The organism is Arthrobacter globiformis (assembly GCF_003261175.1).
GTDB lineage: Bacteria > Actinomycetota > Actinomycetes > Actinomycetales > Micrococcaceae > Arthrobacter > Arthrobacter globiformis_A.
The window spans coordinates 105,355-120,802 of record NZ_QLNP01000063.1 but is presented as its reverse complement, the minus strand read 5'-3'; the positions used below and the strand labels follow the sequence as shown (position 1 = coordinate 120,802).

The following is a 15,448-nucleotide window of genomic DNA, read 5'->3' as shown; positions in this document are numbered from 1 at the left end:
GACGGATTGGCTTGGGCGTTATTAATAATGATTATCATTAGTGTCATGTTACCGAGACGACCTGTCCTTCCTGCCCGACCTACCACCCGCCGGTGCGGCATCCCCATCGCGTCTTTCGCCAGGCCCTTCACGCTGCCGTTCACAAGACCCCACGCAATCCGGTTGGCGGCGGCCTGCGGGGCAGCCCTCCTCCTGTCCGGCTGCGCAGGAAGCCCCGGTCAGGAGGCGGCCGAGAGTTCCGCCAGCACGTCCCAGAACGTCGAGACCGCAGAACCCGCGGAACTTCGCGCCCCCAAACCACGCCTCGCGTACAGCTACGAGGGAGGCATCGGAGTGCTGGACGCCGAAACCCTCGAGCCTGTGGCGGATGTCGAGCTGGACGGCTACAACCGCATCAGCCCGGCCGGGGACGGCCGCCACGTCCTGGTGGCGGCGGATGACTCGTTCCGCGTCCTCGACGCCGGAGTCTGGACCGAGCGGCACGGCGATCACGGCCACTCCTACGCGGCCCAGCCCACGCTGACGGATTACGCGTTCGAGGCGAGCAAGCCCGGCCATGTGGTGCGGCACGCCGGAAGAACTGTCCTGTTCAGCGACGGGTCCGGCAAGGTGAAGTCCTTTGAGTCGGCCGCCCTCGGCGAACTGCCGGAGGACGGCCTTCCGGAAACGACCACCTACACGGCGCCCGAGGCCCACCACGGCGTGGCGGTGGAGCTGGAGGACGGCAAGCTGCTGGTGAGCGTGGGCGACGAGAACGCCCGCAACGCCGTGGCCCTCCTTGGGCCGGTCGCGGGTTCGGGCCGCAGGGAGACAGGTCCGGACCGCAAGGAGGTCCTCCGCAGCCAGAACTGCCCCGGCGTCCATGGCGAGGCAGTGGCTGGCGAAAACACCGTGATTTTCGGATGCGAGGACGGGGTTTTGGTTTTCAAGGACGGCAAATTCTCCAAAATCTCCAGTCCTGACGCCTATGGCCGGGTGGGCAACCAGGCCGGTTCGCCGGCGTCGCCCGTGGTGCTCGGGGACTACAAGGTGGACAAAGCCGCGGTCCTGGAGCGGCCCACCAGGATTTCGCTGGTGAGTACGGATACCAGGGCCCTGAAGCTGGTGGAACTCGGTACGAGCTATTCGTTCCGGTCCCTGGGGCGTGGGCCGGCCGGGGAAGCGCTGGTCCTCGGCACCGACGGCGCGCTGCATGTCCTCAACCCGGTGACTGGCGCCACAGTGTCCGCGATCCCGGTCGTTGCCGCCTGGCAGGAGCCGGAGGCGTGGCAGGACCCCCGGCCAACCCTGTACGTCCAGGGCTCCACCGCCTATGTAACCGAGCCGGCCACGGGGAAACTTCACGCAGTCGACCTGAAAGCAGGCAAGACCGTCCGCACGGCTACGCTGGCTCACACTCCGGATGAGCTGACGGGTGTCACCGGCTGCCTAACTGACAGGGTGAACCAGCAACAGCGGGCGGAAAACGAGTAAACGACAAACGACGGCGGCCGCCCACCGGGCACCGAAGTGCCGGGCGAGCAGCCGCCGTCGTCGTTCCCTGGACGGTCACCGCTCTGGAGCGGTGATTGTCTTCGGGGAAGGTTACGCGAGAACCTTGAGCTTGGAATTGCTGCGGCCGAACAGGGCCGCGTCCGCCGAGAGGCGGCCGGCTCCGGCAAGGGCGATGGCTGCTGCCCCCGCTGCAAGCAGGAGAACCAGCTCATAGCCGCCGGTGGCGACGAAGACTCCGGCCGAGGCATGGACGAGGAACAGGGCGCCAAGCATGTCCAGGGCGAGCAGTGCGGCGAAGACGCGGGTCAGCACGCCGAGGATGAGGGCGATGCCGCCCATCAGCTCCAGGGTGGCAACGACCGGGGCGGCGACCTCAGCGGCCGGTACCCCCATCTTGGCGAAGGATGCCTGGGTCCCGGCGATGGTGAATTCGCTGAACTTCTGCCAGCCGTGGGCGGCGAAGAGGAATCCCGTGATGACTCGCAGGATCGTCAGGGCTGTGGTGGTCTGGGTGGACTGGTTCATGGAGATTCTCACCGTTCGGTTCGATTGGGGGTTGTCTCTTTTGGGCACGCGGTCTGCAGCGCGTCCGGTGAAGCTTCCCTTCCACTGTCCCGAACTTTTGTTGAAGTGTCAACTAATGGGTCGGGGTTATCTTTTGCCCAGGCCGTTACGCTGAAGGCGTGCCCCCATCGCCTTCCGCCGCCGTTTCCACCCCCAAGCCCGACAGCCACGGACGGGAAATCCTCCGGCTTGCCGTTCCCGCCTTCGGCGCGCTGATCGCCGAACCGCTCTTCCTGCTGGCCGACTCGGCCATTGTGGGTCACCTGGGCGTTGCCCAGCTGGCTGGCGTGGGGCTGGCCTCGGCGGTACTGCACACTGCGGTGGGACTGATGGTTTTCCTGGCCTACTCCACCACCCCTGCCGTGGCGCGGGCGGTGGGGGATGGCCAGCTCGGACGGGCACTTGCCGCCGGGCGCGACGGCGTCTGGCTGGCCCTGCTGCTCGGGACCGCACTGGCGCTGGCTGGCTTCCTCGCCGCCGAGCCGCTGATCGGGCTCATGGGACCGAGCCCGGAAATCCGCACCTTCGCCGTGGGTTACCTGCGCTGGTCCATGCCCGGGCTGGTGGCGATGCTGCTGATCTTCGCCGGTACGGGCGTGCTGAGGGGACTGCAGGACACCCGGACGCCGTTGGTGGTGGCCACGGCGGGATTCACGCTGAACATCGTGCTGAATTTGGTGCTGGTTTACGGACTCGGACTGTCCGTCGTCGGGTCTGCGGTGGGAACCAGCATCGCGCAGTGGGCCATGGCCGCGGTGTATCTGGTGATGGTGCAGCGCAGCGCTCGTCGCCACGGCGTCAGCCTGCTGCCCGACTGGCATGGGATCCGGGCCATGACCAGGGTGGGCTCCTGGCTCATGCTGCGCACCCTGAGCCTCCGGATCGCCATCCTCGCCACCGTGCTCGTGGTCGCGGCCCAGGGTGCCGTGAATCTGGCTGCCCACCAGCTGGCCATGACAGTCTTCACCTTCCTCGCCTTCGCCCTGGACGCCCTGGCTATCGCCGCCCAGGCGCTGATCGGCAAGGAGTTGGGAGCCTCCAACCCCGGCAAGGCGCGAATCCTGACCCGGACCATGATCCGCTGGGGTACCGGCTTTGGCGTGGCCACCGGCGTGCTGCTCGCCGTGGTGGCCCCGTTCGCCGGGGCCCTCTTCACACCCGACGCCGGCGTCCAGTCGGTCCTGACCTCAGCACTGTGGGTTCTGGCCGCGGGCCAGCCCCTGGCGGGGTACGTGTTCGTCCTCGACGGGGTGCTGATCGGGGCCGGCGACGCGAAGTATCTGGCGATTGCCGGCGTCGTAAATCTTGCGGTGTACCTTCCACTGCTGCTGGCGGTGCCGCTGGCCGGGGCCGACGGCACCGCGGCGCTGGTGTGGGTGTGGGTGGCCTTTTCGCTGGGATACATGTGCGCCCGCGCCGTAACGCTGGGGCTGCGGGCCAGAACGGACCGCTGGATGGTGCTCGGCTCGTAGCGTGGGCCCGGATTCGCCGGCACAGGCTGGCGCACTAAACTGGAGCGGTGACTTCCCCCGCTACCCCCGCTGAATCCGACGCGCCCGCCCCCTTGGCGGAGCTGTGGAAGCCCGCCTTGCTGCGGGCCGCCGCCGCACTGGTGTTCGCCGCCGTGACTGTGTTCTGGGCGGCTCCTTCCGTGACTGGAATGTCGCTCGCGGGCGGGGCGTACCTGCTGGCCACCGGCCTGATCCTGCTGTGGGGCATTCCGCTGACCGGCTTCCGCCGCGAGGCGCCTGCCGGCCGCGTTCTTTCCGCCGCGGGAGCTGCCCTGACCGGAGCCGGCGTGGCCCTGCTGTTCCTGCAGGGCAGCCTGGTGTTCGCCGTTGTTGGTGCTGTGGGGCTGGCCGTGGCGTCGGCGTCCGAGCTGTACCTGGGCATCAGGTTCCGCGGGCGGCATGTCCTGGCCCGCGACTGGCTGGCATCGGGAATCATCGGGCTGGGCACGGCCGGCACCCTGCCGTTCTTCGTGGGGCTTGGCCCGCATGCGCTGCTGGGCGTTGCCGGCGGCGGCGCCATCATCTCGGGCGTGCTCTGGATCCTGGCGGGCCTCTCGCTCCGGCACGATGCGCGGGCCGCCGCGTCAAGGCCGTAAACTAGAACCAGGGGTTCTACTCCTTGTAGAACAGCCTTTGGCTACCAGTACCCTTCAAAACCAGCACACAGCACAGCGGGCAGGCCGCATCGCGCCGCTCGCACGGGAGGAATCACCTTGGCACACCAGAAACCAGGAGAACCGCGCAATCTGCGGACCTCGGTCAAGGGACCCCTGATGTTCTCCGCCTTCTGGGCTGTGGTGGCGTTCTTCGCGGTGCTGATCTTTGCCTCCGGCGGCAGCGCCCGGGCACCGCGGTTCGACCTGGCCTTCATCGCCGCCGGCATCGCCTTCATTGTCACCCTCGTCATCGCGGCGATGCTGTCCATGAGCTACAAGGACAACGCCGCGCACCTGGGCAAAGGCTCCGGGGTGAACCTGAGCTCCGCCCGGAAGTCCTCGCGGGGACACGGCGGCCACGGGACCCAGGCAACCCGAAGTGAGGGAACCCAGCGCCGTCCGGATGCCCCGGGTGCCGGTACAGCCGGAACGGGTGAGTCCGCGCCCGACGGCGGAGCCTCCTAACGCCCTCCCCGCTGGCCCGCCTTACTCCCCGCTGGCCCGCCTTACTCCCCGCTGGCACGGCGGGCACGATAGGCCGCGACATGCGCGCGGTTGGCGCAGTTTCCGGTGTCGCAGTACCGCTTGGACCGGTTGCGGCTGAGATCAAGGACCGCGGCGTCGCAGTCATCGGCCGCGCACACCAGCATCCGGTCCATCTCCTTGCTGCGGATCACGTCCACCAGCGCCATGGCGGCTTCGGTGCCCATCCTGTCCGCCAGCGGGGCATCGTGCGTGGTGGCGTGCAGGTGCCAGTCCCACTGGTCGTGCTTGAGGAGCTGGGGGAGTGCGCGGGCTTCCCGCAGGAGTCGGTTCACACCGTCCACGGCCGTATCCTCGTCGGCGGTCCACAAAGTTGCCAGTTCTGCGCGCAGTGAATGGACGCTGGCCAGTTCGGCGGCGTCGTGGGTGCGGGAGCCGGTAAAGCCCTCCTGCCGCAGGAAGTCGTCGAGGTCCTCCACCGTGGCCAGGCTTTCCTCGCCGTTGGCGGCAGAGTTGATGAGGTTCACCACGAAGCGCAGTGAGAGTTCTGTGTCAGGGGCAAAAACCACCTTGACTCCTTACAGTGCGGGGCGTAATGTCAGGACCAATACCCCACTTTACTCCTGACGGGAGGCCTCCGTGTCCGCACCGATCCGCCGCGCCAACACAGCGCTGATTTCTACGGCTCCGGCTCCTGCCGCGGCGCGGGCCTCGGCAAAGGCCTCCGGCTTCCTTGCATCAGGACTGGGCATCGCCCTCTTTTCGTCAGCCGTCTTCGGGCTCTCCGGATCCTTTGCCAAGTCACTGCTGGAAACCGGCTGGACGCCCGGGGCAGCCGTCACGGCCCGGCTGACAGCGGCAGCACTCATCCTTGCCATCCCTGCTGTTCTGGCGCTTCGGGGGCGCTGGAGCCAGCTGCGGTCCAACTGGGTCACGATCGTGCTGTTTGGCCTGATTGGTGTGGCTGCATGCCAGCTGTTCTACTTCAACGCCGTGGCCCGGCTGTCGGTTGGTGTGGCACTCCTGCTCGAATACCTCGCTCCGGTGTTGATCGTCCTGTGGCTCTGGCTGGCCAGCCGGAAGCGGCCCCGCCCCCTGACAATTGCTGGGACCCTGCTGTCCCTGGGCGGCCTTGTCCTCGTGCTGGACCTCACCGGCGCGGTTAAGGTCGACGCCGTCGGTGTGTTCTGGGGCCTCGCCGCTGCCGTCTGCTTGGCCATGTACTTCTTCATCACGGCCAAGCAGAATGACACCCTGCCGCCCATCGTCCTCGCGTCGGGCGGGCTTCTGGTGGGGGCAGCGGTGATGTGGCTGACGGCAGCCACGGGACTCCTGCCCATGGCCATCAGCACGGCTGACACGGAACTCGGCCCGTGGACCACCCCCTGGTGGGTTCCGCTCGGCGGCCTCGTGCTCCTGGCCACCGTGCTGGCCTACGTCTCAGGAGTCATGGCTGCACGCGCACTCGGCTCCAAAGTGGCCTCGTTCGTGTCCCTCACCGAGGTCCTGTTTGCCGTGATCTGGGCCTGGCTGTTGCTTGGCGAACTGCCCGGTGCCATCCAGCTCCTCGGCGGCGTGCTGATTGTCGGCGGGGTACTGTTCGTCCGGCTGGACGAGCTTCGGGGGGCCAAAGCGGGGGACCGGGCAGCGGTGACCGCACCGCTTGACCACGCGAACGACGTCGAACCCGTCCCCTGAGTCCTCAATAACGGACGTGTCTTGTGGCAGACCGCTTAAATGACGGAGGGCCGGACGCATGCTGCGTCCGGCCCTCCGTTACGTACCCGGTCTAGCCCTGGGAAGCTTCAGTCTGCTGCTGCGCGTTGCGGTTTGCCTGCTGGCCCGCCTCTTCCAGGGCGCGCGCCACCCTCTCGAGGGCCGGCAAGTGGTTGCTCCTCCACTCGTCACGGAACCTGTCAGCGTCCGGGCCCCTCCAGTCGACGCCGTCGAGCTGATTGTTCAGCTGGTTCTTCTGGTTCTGGATGTCATTCGAACCAGCGGTGAGCCTGGTGCCCAGGTTCCGCAGCGCTTCAACATCTGCACCCAACAAAGCCATGACGTATCTCCTTCAATCAACGGACCCGATCCAGTCGGCATCCCCCGTGGCCTCCGGCTCGTCCGGAAGATCCATTGCCTCAAAACTATCCTTCAGCCCAAAAGAGTGTCGATGGGCAGCGCTCCCCATGGAGTCCTACCCATGGGCGGTGCCCTCCCTGAAGCGGGGCGGAAGGGTCGATCCTCGGCGCTCCAGAGCCTAGCATGGGGGTATGTGCCGGAATATCCGTACCCTCCATAACTACGAACCGCACGCCACGTCCGAGGAGATCCACGCCGCAGCGTTGCAGTACGTTCGCAAAGTGAGCGGCAGTACCAAGCCGTCGAAGGTGAATGAGGAGGCGTTCGAGCGCGCCGTGCACGAGATAGCGCACGTGACCCAGCACCTGCTCGACGCCCTCGTGACCCACGCCCCCGCCAAGGACCGCGACGAGGAGGCGGCCAAGGCGAAGGCGCGCTCGGCCCTCCGCTTCGGTACCGCCTAGGCCTGGGTACTACCTGCCGAAGCGGCGGAGCCTCAGCGAGTTGGCCACCACCAGCACCGAGCTCGCTGCCATGGCCACCCCTGCGATCATCGGATTGAGCAGGCCGAGGGCGGCCAGCGGAATGCCCATCGCGTTGTAGAAGAAGGCCCAGAACAGGTTGGTCTTGATGGTGGCCAGGGTGCGGCGGGACAGCTCGATCGCGGTGGCCACCTGCCCCAGATCGTTGCCCATCACAGTCAGGTCGGCGGCTTCGATCGCCACGTCCGTGCCGGAGCCCATCGCGATCCCCAGATCGGCCTGCGCCAGGGCCGCGGCGTCGTTCACGCCGTCTCCTGCCATGGCCACGGTGGCACCGCCGGCCTGCAGCCGACGTACCGCTTCCACCTTGCCCTCGGGCAGGACGCCGGCGAAAACATCGTCCGCAGCGATTCCGACGGCGGTGGCCACCTGGGCTGCGACCGCGGCGTTGTCGCCCGTGAGCAGCATGGGCCGCAGGCCCAGGGCCCTGAACCGCGCGACGGCCGCCGCCGATCCCGCCTTGACCGTATCCCGCAGTTCGACGATGCCGGCAGCCTCGCCGTCGACCGCCACCCAGATGGCCGTCGCGCCGGACTGTTCCGCGGTCCGGAGTGACTGATTCTGCGCCGGCGTGGGCTCCACGCCGTTGTCCCGCAGCCACCCGCTGCGTCCGGCAACCACGAGCCGGTCTTCAACGGTTCCCACCACTCCGCCGCCGGGTGCGGAACGGAAGCCGACGACGGCGGGCAGGCCGGCGCCGTCGTCCGCTTCACTGCTGCTGTGGCTGGTGTGCGACGGCTGACCCACTACGGGCACGGCGGCCCGTGCGGCGGCGGCGATCGCGGCGGCGATCGGATGCTCCGACGCCGACTCGACCGCACCGGCCAGCCGCAGAACTTCCGCCTCGCTGAACGGGGCGAATGCCACGGTGGCCTCAACGGAGAGCTGGCCGCTGGTGACGGTTCCGGTCTTGTCCAGCAGGATGGTGTCCACCGTGCGGGTGTCTTCCAGGACCTGTGGGCCCTTGATGAGGATGCCCAGCTGCGCACCGCGGCCGGTGCCGGTCAGGAGACCCACGGGGGTAGCCAGGCCAAGGGCGCAGGGGCAGGCGATGACCAGCACAGCTACCGCGGCCGTGAAGGCCGCGCGGAGCTCCGGCCCGGTGATGTCGGGGCCGGTACCGTCCTGTCCGGCGGCGATCAGCCATCCAGCGAATGTGAGGAGGGCGATGGCCAGGACCACCGGCACGAACACTGCGCTGATGCGGTCGGCAAGCCGGGCAATGGGCGCCTTTCCGGTCTGCGCCTGGGAAACGAGCCGCCCCATCTGGGCCAGGGTGGTTTCCGCGCCGACTCGAGTAGCCCGGACCAGCACCCGGCCGGACGTGTTGATGGTGGCACCTGTGACCTGGCTGCCCGGACCGACGTCCACCGGCGCTGATTCGCCTGTGACCAGCGAGGCGTCCACCGCCGAGGCGCCGTCCACCACCACGCCGTCGGTGGCGATCTTTTCACCCGGGCGGACCACGATCAGGTCCCCGACAGCCAGCCGGCTTGCCGGGATCTTCACCTCGGCGCCGTCCTGCAGGATGGTGGCGTCCTTGGCACCGAGGTCCAGGAGGGCCCTGAGCGCGTCACCGGCCTTCGCCTTGGCGTTCGCCTCCAGGAACCGGCCCAGCAGAAGGAACGTGGTGACCACGCTGGCCACCTCGAAGTACAGGCCGCCGGAACCCGCGCCGCCCATCTGCTCCATCCCGGGGTGTTCGGTCAGGCGGGGGTCGGCCAGGAGTTGCCAGGCGGAAAACAGGTAGGCCGCGATCACTCCGAGCGATACCAGGGTGTCCATGGTGGAGGCGAAGTGGCGGGCATTGATGGCGGCCGCCTTGTGGAAGGGCCACGCCGCCCAGCTGACCACAGGCAGCGCCAGGGCGCCGGCCACCCAGCCCCAGTTGGGGAACTGGAAAGCCGGGAACATTGAGATGAGGAACACCGGTACGGCCAGGACCGCCGCGACGAGCAGGCGCGGCTTCAGCTCCGATGCCTTGCCGCCGTGCGCCATATGGTCTTCGTGGTGCGGGGCGGCGTCGGCCGGGGTCTCGTCGTGGTCCTCCCCGATGACCGTTTTGATGCTCGCCTTGTAGCCGGCGGAGGCTACCTGGTCTGTGATCTGTTGGTCCGTGATGCCAGCCGGGACGGTCACGTGCGCTGTTTCCAGGGGGAGGTTGACGGTGGCCTCGACGCCTTCGAGCTTGGCGAGCTTCTTTTCCACCCGGTTCACGCACGACGCGCAGGTCATGCCCTCGACGTCGAGTTCGATCACCCGGCTGGCGGAGCCTGCGGAAAGGTGTTCGGTGCCCATGGCTGGCCCTTCTCTGGTCGTGCTGAACTTCTGCCGTGTTCGGTGACAACGGGAGGCGGGTCAGGCCTCGTTGGCCACCACCAGGTAGCCCGCCTCGGCCACTGCCTCACCGATTTCGGAGGGGGAGAGCTTCTGCGTGGAGGTAATGGTGACGGTCGAAACGCCGCCGGCATTGAGGTCGATGTCGATCTCCTCGACGCCGGCCAGTGCCTCAAGCTCCTCGCTGACGGCCGATACGCAGTGCCCGCAGGTCATGCCGGAGACGTGGACTTTGGTGGAGATGGTGCTCATTACTGACTCCTTGTAGGTGTGACGACGGGGTTTGGTCGGCTGATGGGTGGTGGTTGCGGCTACCGCAGCAGGCGCCCGATGGCACCCGCCGCCTCCTTCACCTTGAGGTCGATGGCTTCAGCCCGCAGGTCAGGATCAGGTTCGGAGGCCGCCCCGACAACGCAGTGGCCTATGTGTTCTTCCACCAGCCCCAGGCTGACGGCGTGCAGGGCTTTGGTCACGGCCGCCACCTGCGTCAGGATGTCGATGCAGTACTTGTCTTCTTCAACCATCCGGGCGATGCCACGGACCTGTCCCTCGATCCGCCGGAGCCGGCGCAGGTAGGCATCCTTGTCCGCCGTGTAGCCGTGCTGCGGCCCCTCCGCGATCGCTTCTTCGTTAGGCGCCGTGGACGTCCGTCCTTCGGAAGTTTCCATCTCCTCAAGATATACCCCTAGGGGGTATCAGTCAAGGGTGGCGCGACAGGTCGACGGGGGTGCGGGAAGTGATGGTGCGCACAGGAACAGTCCGGCGCCGGAAGCCCTCCGGGCAACAAAAAAGCTCCGGAGCGCGTTATTGGGGGATACGCACTCCGGAGCAGTCTTTGGGCGGGCCTGCGTAGGCCTGCCTGATCAGCTTACTTGCCGGTAGCCATGTTGGCCACCACCTCGAATAACTACTTTCGCTTTACTTTTCCGCGGCTGCCTTGGGCCACTACTGGCTATTCGGGCTGGTCCTGGTGAGCGGCCATCCGGAACGGGACCACCAGCACGGGACGGCTTTGATGGTGGGTGAGCCAGGCGGCCACGGAGCCGTTCAGGAGTTCCGTGATCCGGTGCCCGAAGCCGCGCTCCGGAGTGCCCACAATGATCATGGGAGCATTGACTTCCGACGCCAGCCTGCCGAGGGCGCGGGCGGGATCCCCGGCAAGCGTGCGCAAGGTCCACGCCGGCCCTCCGTCCTGCAGGGCCGAGCCGATGGCCGACTTCAGTTCCGTCGTTACGGAACGGATGTCGTCGTCGTCCCTGTCGGGATGCAGGGAAAGCCGGTGCGCAGAGCGCCCGGGATCCCACTCCACCAGGTAGCTTGCCTCGTCCACGTAGGCGCACAGCAGCGGGGCGGACAGCTTTTGCGCCAGAGTGACGGCAGTCTTGAGGACCTCCGGATGCTGGCCGGGAACCATGCCCACTAGGAGGGGAGGCGGGCCGCTGAAATGCTCTGCATCCATAATCAATTGTGTGCCTGCGGCATCAGGAAAGACCAGAGCCACAGCGGCCTTCGCCCCAGCTCAGGGGCGGTTTCTACCCCCGCGGGACGGCTGCTGTCCCGCGGAGAAGAGTGCTGATTTTCCCTTGAATCCCGGCCGCGCCGAGCCTAGCGTGGAGACGTAGAAAGGCGGCGTCCCATGCAGATTTACATGTGGTGGCTTGATCTGGACCTGAAAAGCAAGGAATGGCTTCGCGAGAACCTGCGGGCCGGCGACGTTCCGCTGTTCGTGATGCAGGGGATTGCCGAGGCGGGAGGTCCGCACCCGGATACGCCCCAGGCAGTCCTGACCGAAGCCGAGTGGGATTTCATCGAGACGCAGTCTGAATTTGTGGACTGAGCGGTCCGTGGTGGACGCGCGGGCCGGTCAGGCCGCGCGCACCACCGGCAACTCGTCCCAGTGCGTCGTGTAGCGTGGCGAACGCATTCCACGCTTCATGCTCCAATCCAGGCCGGTCCTCAGGCCTGCAAACCCGAGACCGATGGTGCCCCTGCCGTACTTGCGGCTGATCTGTTCAACCAGCGGGCCGATCCCGCGTTCCTCGTGCGGGTTGGCGAAGGGCTCAAGGGGCTGCTGGTTGCCGGACGGCCGCAGGTCGGTGACGAGGATCCCGGCGCGGGCGTATTTGACGCCGTCCTGGATCGCGGGAAGCAGGGCCTGGGCAGCCCTAGTGAGCAGTACCGGGTCTGAGGTGGGCATGGGCAGCGGAACGCATACCGAGGGGAACGACTTGTCCTCCGCGTTGTAATGGGACGTGCCGGCGAACGCGGTGAGGACCTTGGCCTGAAGGTGGTGCCGGGCCAGCCGGGCACTCGCCTGTTGCGCGTAGACGCTCAGAACCTGGCGAAATTCCGGAGCTGACGTCAGGGGAGTGGAAAACGAGCGGGAGAAGATCAGCTGGTCCCGGCCCATGCGCTCTTCCTCCAGCGGTATGCAGGGTGTTCCGCGCAGTTCGAGCACGGTGCGCATCAGCACCACCGAAAAGCGGTCGCGGATCACTACCGGATCTGCCCGGCTGAGCTCCAGGATGGTGCAGATCCCCAGGGCGTTCAGCCGCTTTTCGAGCCGGCCCGCAATACCCCACACCTCCGAGACCGGCAGCCGGGCCATGAGCAGTTCACGTACCTCCGGCTCCATCGACTCCCAGCGGCACACCCCGCAGAGCGCGGGGTTGTTCTTCGCCCACCGGTTGGCGAGTTTGGCGAGCGTCTTGGTGGCGGCGATGCCGACGCATACGGGCACCCCGACGTTGCGCTGGACCGCGGCCTTGATGGTCCGGCCGAGACCCAGCACCTGATCGGGGCTGCCCTTGATGCCCAGGAACGCCTCGTCGATGCTGTACACCTCAAGCCAGGCCGAGTAGCGCCCCAGCAGTTCCATGACGCGGGCGCTGATGTCGCCGTACAGTTCATAGTTGCTGGACCGGGCAATGAGGCCCCACTCCTTGGCCCGAGGGGCGAGCTTAAACCACGGATCGCCCGTGCTGATCCCCAGGGCCTTGGCCTCCGGACTGCGGGTCACGGCGCAGCCGTCATTGTTGGAGAGCACGACGAGCGGCTTGCCTTCCAGGGAGGGGTCGAAGGCCCGCTCCGCACTGGCATAAAAACAGTTCACGTCCACCAGCGCTATCTGCTGCGGCGAACTAGACATGATGCAGGCACCTCGTGGCCACGCCCCAGATGGTGAGGTCGGCCAGGACGGGGACGCTGATGTCCGGATACAGAGGGTTGGCGGCCTGGAGCACCACGCCTGCCGCGGTGATCTTCAGGCGCTTGACGGTGAGCTCGCCGTCCAGCACTGCGACGACCACGGATCCGTCGCGTGGTTCCAGCGCCCGGTTGACGATCAGTTCGTCGCCGTCGCTGATGCCGGCCTGTTCCATCGAGTCCCCGGAGACCCGCACGATATACGTGCTGGTGATGTCCTTGATCAGGTGCTCGTTGAGGTCGATCCGCCCGTCAAAGTAGTCCTGGGCGGGGGACGGGAAGCCCGCCGCCACGGCCACGGGCGAAATCAGCACCAGCCGCAGGGAAAGTCCCGCCTCTATCACGCGGGGTCCGATGATCACGCCCACAACACACCTTTTTCGAATATATGTTCGATAGTTCAGTGTAGTCCCCGCGACTGACAGAATGCAGCCAGGCCAGGCAGCGGTTGTATTCATCACACGTTCGCCGTGCCGTCTCCGTGACGGCGGGTCTGCGTCGCATACTGGTCTCATGGGGATGCAAGGCGCAGGAGGATCAGTGGTGGAAACCTTGAAGAGGGTGGTGCGGAACGAGTACTTTCCGGCGGCAGCCGTGCTGACGCTGGTGGTGCTCTTCTGGGTGGCGGGCCTGTTCGGTGGCCTGTCCCTGCTGAGCCGGAGCCAGCCTCCGATCGCCACGCTGACCTGGCTGCTGTTCGTTTACGCCGCCGCCGTCCTGACGCCCCTGGCCGGAATCCTGGCAGCCGCCGACCTGCTCCGCCGGTGGTGGCGAAACCGCCGTGCCGGGAAGGCCGGCAGCGCCAAAGCCGGTGCGGGGATCGGGTCCTAGGTCCCGCCCGGGCGACGAACCCAGGAAAACCCGCGGGGGCCCAAACCATTGCAGCCCCTCCACCGGAGTGGTTGCATGGGGAGCATGAATGCCGCAGAGAGTTTCGTCTTAGCGATCGGGACCAAAAAAGGCCTCTGGCTGGCCACCAGCCAGGACCGGAAACAATGGTCCTTTTCCGGCCCGCACTTCCTGATGAGCGAGATACCGAGCATCGGAATCGACACGCGGGACGGCCGCACACGCATCATGGTGGGAGTGCGCTCCGAGCACTGGGGCCCCCACGTTGCCCACTCGGATGACCTCGGCGCCAGCTGGACCGAGCCCGAGCAGGGTGCCATCAAGTTCCCCGAAGGCACCGACGCCGCCGTGGAACGCATCTGGCAGATCTACCCCGACGCCGAATCCCGCCCGGGGGTGGTCTGGGCCGGCGCGGAGCCGATTTCGGTGTGGAAATCGACCGATGGCGGCGAGCACTTCGAGCTGAACCGCGGACTGTGGGACCACCCGCACCGCAGCGAATGGGGTGCAGGATATGGCGGCGCGGCCGCCCACTCGATCGTGGTCAACCCCTCCGGGGACAACGTGCACGTCGCCATGAGCACGGGGGGCGTCTACCGCTCGCTCGACGGCGGGACGTCCTGGGAGCCCCGGAACAAAGGCATCTCCGCCTACTTCATGCCCGACCCCAACCCGGAATTCGGCCAGTGCGTCCACAAGATTGCCGCCGATGCCGCCGTCGACGGCCGCCTTTACGCGCAGAACCACCACGGCGTATACCGCACCGACGACAATGCCGAGAACTGGGAATCGATAGCGGAAGGCCTGCCGGCCGATTTCGGGTTCGTCATGCTGACGCACCCCCGGCGCGCAGGCACGGCCTGGGTTGTTCCCCTGAAAGCCGACGGCGAACGCATCCCGCCGGACGGAAAGCTCGCCGTGCACCGTACGGACGACGCCGGCACCACGTGGAAGCGCCTGGATTCGGGGCTGCCGCAGTCAGAATTCAACGCTGTGCTCCGTGACGCGGCCTCCGTGGATTCCGCCGAACCCGCCGGGGTCTACTTCGGAACGCGCGGCGGCACGGTGTATGCCAGCGCCGACGAAGGAGAAACCTTTGCGGAAGTGGCCTCCCACCTTCCGGATGTGCTGTGCGTCCGCGCTGCCGTCGTGGCCGGAGCCCCGGTTACAGCGGGGACTCCCGCATGAGGAAGTGCAGTGGCTGAGATCAGTGTGGTCCTTCCCGGCGTCCTCCAGCCACTCGCCGGCGGGCAGTCCATACTGACTACACCCGCCGACGGGGCGGTGACTGTGGGTTCGTTGCTGGATTCCGTGACCGGGACGTATCCGGTACTGGCCAGGCGGCTGCGGGACGAGACGGGTGCGCTCCGCCGCTACGTGAATATTTACGTGAACGGTGAGGAGGTCCGGCGTCTCCGCGGCCTGGAAACGGAAGTTTCTGCCGGCCAGGAAGTGCTGATTATTCAGTCGGTGGCTGGCGGCTAGCTGGCTCAGGCGACCCGCCAGACGCTGCATTCGTCCGTATTGATGGCCTTGCGCATGCCCGAGTGATGATCCATGATCCACACGACGCCGATGCCCGGGGCTGTCTCCTGGACGCTGCCGCGGCGGACGATGACGTCGTCATAGCTGGGGCCCACCGACAGGCGGGCCTCGATCTCGTCGCCGCGATGCAGCTGGTCCAGGGCACGGACCCGGGTGATGTGGGGTTTGGCTTCCTTCAACATGGCGT

20 protein-coding genes are annotated in these 15,448 nt (G+C 67.0%); 10 read left to right on the top strand and 10 right to left on the bottom strand.

Going from position 1 to position 15,448, the window contains the following annotated elements:
- Positions 1–162 precede the first annotated feature (162 nt).
- The gene (aztD, locus tag DBZ45_RS06545; protein WP_111903123.1) at positions 163–1,473 is read left to right on the top strand and encodes a zinc metallochaperone AztD; all 1,311 of its coding nucleotides are present in this window, start codon (positions 163–165) and stop codon (positions 1,471–1,473) included.
- 111 nt (positions 1,474–1,584) lie between these two features.
- Here aztD and DBZ45_RS06540 read toward each other — a convergent pair whose 3' ends face one another.
- The gene (locus DBZ45_RS06540; RefSeq protein ID WP_111903122.1) at positions 1,585–2,019 is read right to left on the bottom strand and encodes a DoxX family protein; all 435 of its coding nucleotides are present in this window, start codon (positions 2,017–2,019) and stop codon (positions 1,585–1,587) included.
- A gap of 158 nt (positions 2,020–2,177) precedes the next feature.
- On the opposite strand from DBZ45_RS06540, the gene DBZ45_RS06535 reads away from it, so the two are divergent.
- The 3 genes from DBZ45_RS06535 (at position 2,178) to DBZ45_RS06525 (ending at position 4,690) form a co-directional block, all read left to right on the top strand.
- Positions 2,178–3,530 (top strand): MATE family efflux transporter, encoded by a 1,353-nt coding sequence (locus DBZ45_RS06535; RefSeq protein ID WP_111903121.1) that lies wholly within the window; start codon positions 2,178–2,180, stop codon positions 3,528–3,530.
- Positions 3,531–3,577: 47 nt separating this feature from the next.
- Positions 3,578–4,165 (top strand): hypothetical protein, encoded by a 588-nt coding sequence (locus DBZ45_RS06530; protein ID WP_111903120.1) that lies wholly within the window; start codon positions 3,578–3,580, stop codon positions 4,163–4,165.
- Positions 4,166–4,282: 117 nt separating this feature from the next.
- Complete coding sequence (locus tag DBZ45_RS06525) at positions 4,283–4,690, top strand: hypothetical protein (RefSeq protein WP_111903119.1); 408 nt, start codon at positions 4,283–4,285, stop codon at positions 4,688–4,690.
- Positions 4,691–4,731: 41 nt separating this feature from the next.
- On the opposite strand, the gene DBZ45_RS06520 is transcribed toward DBZ45_RS06525, so the two are convergent.
- Entirely contained in the window at positions 4,732–5,277 is a 546-nt protein-coding gene (locus DBZ45_RS06520) for a CGNR zinc finger domain-containing protein (protein ID WP_111903118.1), read from the bottom strand.
- Positions 5,278–5,383: 106 nt separating this feature from the next.
- Here DBZ45_RS06520 and DBZ45_RS06515 point away from each other — a divergent pair, with 106 nt between their 5' ends.
- Complete coding sequence (locus DBZ45_RS06515; RefSeq protein WP_111903198.1) at positions 5,384–6,406, top strand: EamA family transporter; 1,023 nt, start codon at positions 5,384–5,386, stop codon at positions 6,404–6,406.
- A gap of 91 nt (positions 6,407–6,497) precedes the next feature.
- On the opposite strand, the gene DBZ45_RS06510 is transcribed toward DBZ45_RS06515, so the two are convergent.
- Positions 6,498–6,764 carry a WXG100 family type VII secretion target gene (locus tag DBZ45_RS06510; protein WP_111903117.1) on the bottom strand — a complete coding sequence of 89 codons (267 nt, stop codon included), beginning with the start codon at positions 6,762–6,764 and terminating at the stop codon, positions 6,498–6,500.
- Positions 6,765–6,975: 211 nt separating this feature from the next.
- Between DBZ45_RS06510 and DBZ45_RS06505 the strand changes: the two genes are divergently transcribed.
- Complete coding sequence (locus DBZ45_RS06505; protein WP_111903116.1) at positions 6,976–7,248, top strand: DUF2277 domain-containing protein; 273 nt, start codon at positions 6,976–6,978, stop codon at positions 7,246–7,248.
- Between the two features lie 9 nt (positions 7,249–7,257).
- Here the strand turns inward: DBZ45_RS06505 and DBZ45_RS06500 are convergent, their stop codons facing one another.
- The 4 genes from DBZ45_RS06500 to DBZ45_RS06485 all read right to left on the bottom strand — a co-directional run bounded on the left by DBZ45_RS06500 (position 7,258) and on the right by DBZ45_RS06485 (position 11,122).
- Positions 7,258–9,624 (bottom strand): heavy metal translocating P-type ATPase, encoded by a 2,367-nt coding sequence (locus DBZ45_RS06500; protein ID WP_111903115.1) that lies wholly within the window; start codon positions 9,622–9,624, stop codon positions 7,258–7,260.
- Positions 9,625–9,684: 60 nt separating this feature from the next.
- Positions 9,685–9,915, bottom strand: a complete 231-nt coding sequence (locus tag DBZ45_RS06495) for a heavy-metal-associated domain-containing protein (RefSeq protein ID WP_003799993.1) — start codon at positions 9,913–9,915, stop codon at positions 9,685–9,687.
- A gap of 59 nt (positions 9,916–9,974) precedes the next feature.
- Positions 9,975–10,331, bottom strand: a complete 357-nt coding sequence (locus DBZ45_RS06490; RefSeq protein WP_111903114.1) for a metal-sensitive transcriptional regulator — start codon at positions 10,329–10,331, stop codon at positions 9,975–9,977.
- A 284-nt stretch (positions 10,332–10,615) separates the two neighbouring features.
- Complete coding sequence (locus DBZ45_RS06485) at positions 10,616–11,122, bottom strand: universal stress protein (protein WP_111903113.1); 507 nt, start codon at positions 11,120–11,122, stop codon at positions 10,616–10,618.
- A gap of 177 nt (positions 11,123–11,299) precedes the next feature.
- Between DBZ45_RS06485 and DBZ45_RS06480 the strand changes: the two genes are divergently transcribed.
- The gene (locus DBZ45_RS06480) at positions 11,300–11,500 is read left to right on the top strand and encodes a hypothetical protein (RefSeq protein WP_102972543.1); all 201 of its coding nucleotides are present in this window, start codon (positions 11,300–11,302) and stop codon (positions 11,498–11,500) included.
- 27 nt (positions 11,501–11,527) lie between these two features.
- Here the strand turns inward: DBZ45_RS06480 and DBZ45_RS06475 are convergent, their stop codons facing one another.
- Both DBZ45_RS06475 and DBZ45_RS06470 read right to left on the bottom strand, forming a co-directional pair.
- Positions 11,528–12,811, bottom strand: a complete 1,284-nt coding sequence (locus DBZ45_RS06475; RefSeq protein ID WP_111903112.1) for a Y-family DNA polymerase — start codon at positions 12,809–12,811, stop codon at positions 11,528–11,530.
- Positions 12,804–13,235 carry a LexA family protein gene (locus tag DBZ45_RS06470; protein ID WP_111903111.1) on the bottom strand — a complete coding sequence of 144 codons (432 nt, stop codon included), beginning with the start codon at positions 13,233–13,235 and terminating at the stop codon, positions 12,804–12,806. Before DBZ45_RS06470 ends, DBZ45_RS06475 begins: the two co-directional genes overlap by 8 nt.
- A 175-nt stretch (positions 13,236–13,410) precedes the next feature.
- On the opposite strand from DBZ45_RS06470, the gene DBZ45_RS06465 reads away from it, so the two are divergent.
- The 3 genes from DBZ45_RS06465 to DBZ45_RS06455 all read left to right on the top strand — a co-directional run bounded on the left by DBZ45_RS06465 (position 13,411) and on the right by DBZ45_RS06455 (position 15,201).
- Positions 13,411–13,698 (top strand): hypothetical protein, encoded by a 288-nt coding sequence (locus tag DBZ45_RS06465; protein WP_111903197.1) that lies wholly within the window; start codon positions 13,411–13,413, stop codon positions 13,696–13,698.
- A gap of 75 nt (positions 13,699–13,773) precedes the next feature.
- The gene (locus DBZ45_RS06460; RefSeq protein ID WP_111903110.1) at positions 13,774–14,904 is read left to right on the top strand and encodes a WD40/YVTN/BNR-like repeat-containing protein; all 1,131 of its coding nucleotides are present in this window, start codon (positions 13,774–13,776) and stop codon (positions 14,902–14,904) included.
- Between the two features lie 9 nt (positions 14,905–14,913).
- On the top strand, positions 14,914–15,201 hold the full coding sequence (locus tag DBZ45_RS06455; protein ID WP_111903109.1) for a MoaD/ThiS family protein: 288 nt from the start codon (positions 14,914–14,916) through the stop codon (positions 15,199–15,201).
- Positions 15,202–15,206: 5 nt separating this feature from the next.
- Here the strand turns inward: DBZ45_RS06455 and DBZ45_RS06450 are convergent, their stop codons facing one another.
- Positions 15,207–15,443 carry a hypothetical protein gene (locus DBZ45_RS06450; RefSeq protein ID WP_102972536.1) on the bottom strand — a complete coding sequence of 79 codons (237 nt, stop codon included), beginning with the start codon at positions 15,441–15,443 and terminating at the stop codon, positions 15,207–15,209.
- Positions 15,444–15,448: the final 5 nt, after the last annotated feature.